Annotated in this window: 3 protein-coding genes; all 3 read right to left on the bottom strand. The window is 58.9% G+C overall.

Features of this window, described 5'->3' with window-relative positions; genetic code table 11:
* Window positions 1-589 (bottom strand): hypothetical protein (locus tag AC2FAN_RS27160; RefSeq protein ID WP_485177066.1); only part of this gene is annotated, 589 nt, incomplete at its 3' end.
* Window positions 590-612: 23 nt separating this feature from the next.
* Window positions 613-894: a hypothetical protein gene (locus AC2FAN_RS27155; RefSeq protein ID WP_485177065.1), complete on the bottom strand. Its 282-nt coding sequence runs from the start codon at window positions 892-894 to the stop codon at window positions 613-615.
* Entirely contained in the window at window positions 891-1,778 is an 888-nt protein-coding gene (locus AC2FAN_RS27150) for a hypothetical protein (RefSeq protein WP_485177064.1), read from the bottom strand. The genes AC2FAN_RS27155 and AC2FAN_RS27150 overlap by 4 nt, the downstream gene beginning before the upstream one ends.
* Window positions 1,779-2,023: the final 245 nt, after the last annotated feature.

Raw genomic sequence — 2,023 nt, 5'->3', positions numbered from 1 at the left:
CCGAATTGATTGGCTTGAACGCCATAGGTTTCATGGCGCGCACGAGTTCACGACAAGAGTCGATGTAGGAGTCGGTCGTGCCGAGCATGGCAACCAAGCGCAGTCTCGACGCCAAGTTCCCGAGATAGGTCTCCGCGCAGGTCCGCACCACCCGAGAGACCTCTTCCCGAAAAGCCAATGGCATGACCGGGCCGGTGCATGAATATGTTGCGCCGGGCGCGTCTTCCTCTTCGACACGGCGCGACAGGCTGCATCGCACGAGAGAACCGAACGCGAAGGTCTTCTCGCTACTGCGCATGCGCTGATCGACCGTATCGCTGGCCGACAGGAGGCCAACTGCTCGCAGCGCATCGGTTAGCCTCGGCCGCATCTTCTTGAACGGGACGTCGTCGAAGTTGCCCTGCGCATAGGCGTTCGCCTGCGTGAAGCCCTTGGAGAACCCAAGAACCAACACCTCGGGGTCCGCCGATCCCCATGCCCCCGGATCGTTTACGGCCCGCCAGCGACCAATTTGGGCCATGCGTTCCGGCTTGGAATAGCAACGATTGCAGGCGATAGGCCCATGAACGGGAAATGCGTCGTGATCCAATTTGCTCTCCAAGGTGTCAGGTCTCACGCGCGAAGGAACCGCGCCGTCTGATGTCCGACGGTCACAAGGCGTCCGTTGTCGCCGACCACCGCATAGACCTTGAGCCAGCGCTCAATCGCCTTGAGACCGCGCCCGCCGCCGAGGTATTTCCGCAGTCGCTTCAGTGCAGCTTTGTCGAAGAAAACCCGTTCCGCACCGCCACATCTCATCGTCGAGCCGAACCGGTCGAGCAGTTCGAGAACGAACAGGGGCACACTGCGCTGCTGCAAGCGGGCTTGCGCGTGTTGTGTGATGTCATGTGTCACTTCGCCCTCCCCAGATCGCGGCGGAGGGTGGTTTCAAGAGCTTTGCCCACGAAGACGGGGACTTCGATGCCAACAGCCGTCGCCAGTCGCACCGCGAGTTCGTGCTCGAACACGAAGGTTCCGTCGCACCACGATGTGAGTTGCGCCTCTGAACAGGCGGCCGCTTCACAGAGTTCTTCGCTCCGCCGGAATTGCTGCGAAACCACGATACGGAGCAGTTTGGAAAGGCGTTCGGTCGTCGCTGCATTTTTGATATTTTCAAGCAGGAACCGATCGTCGAGAGGACGCTCCGGGGTTGGAATGAAGCCGCGCCGACCGTTTAGCCATCGGACGGCCTCTGAATGATCAACGCTCACAGGCTTAGAGCCCGGTATGGCCTTGAGACCGCCGTCACTCTTGTCGGCCAGTGCATTTCTGACCGCGCCTTCTGTCATGTCAGAAAGAAGTGCCAGTTCGCGGGTGGTGAAATCGAACCCTTCGTTCCCATCGAGCTTCCAGCGAGCGAAAACTGCATCGGCTACCTGCTGACAAAGGCCTTCAGGCGTCATGAAGCGGTGAAGCTCGCCTGCTGAGGCTTGGCCTCCCACCCGAGGGGTGCCCATCATGAAGGCCACAAGGTCTTGCACCTCATGTTGGCCGAAGCTGTTCAGAAGGCTGGGCTGGAACGCGTATTCTAAGCCGCGCTCGAAACTGCCAGCGATCTCAAAACCAGAGAGATCGACTAGCGTCGTATCGAGATGCAGATACTCGCCCCTATCGCCCGGTGGGAAGCCTATGAACTCCTCTGCGTAGGCAGTGCCTTTACCTAGGGCGATATGATCCGCCTCAAACAGGAAGATCGTGCGAAGCTCATCGAGCATCTGGTCTTTGGTGAAGCGAGCCATGTGATATCCATGCGTGCGTGTTTGCGTGCCTTGCTATGCGCCCCTTACAATTGGGATGCAAGTCAAAAATGCATTCACGCGCGCATTTTCGCATATAATACGTGACGGCCGTCATCTCTTGGCCCCTCCCACAAACGGTCGGTTCTGCGATCTCTCATGAGCCGGCGCATGAGGGTCGGATTTCGCTGATGTCGGTCTCGCAAAACTGGTTGTCAGAATCGGATGTGGATTTGGGGGCCGGACTG

Source organism: Allobosea sp. RIT-PG3_2 (genome assembly GCF_057321085.1).
This window is presented reverse-complemented; position numbering and strand designations above follow the sequence as displayed.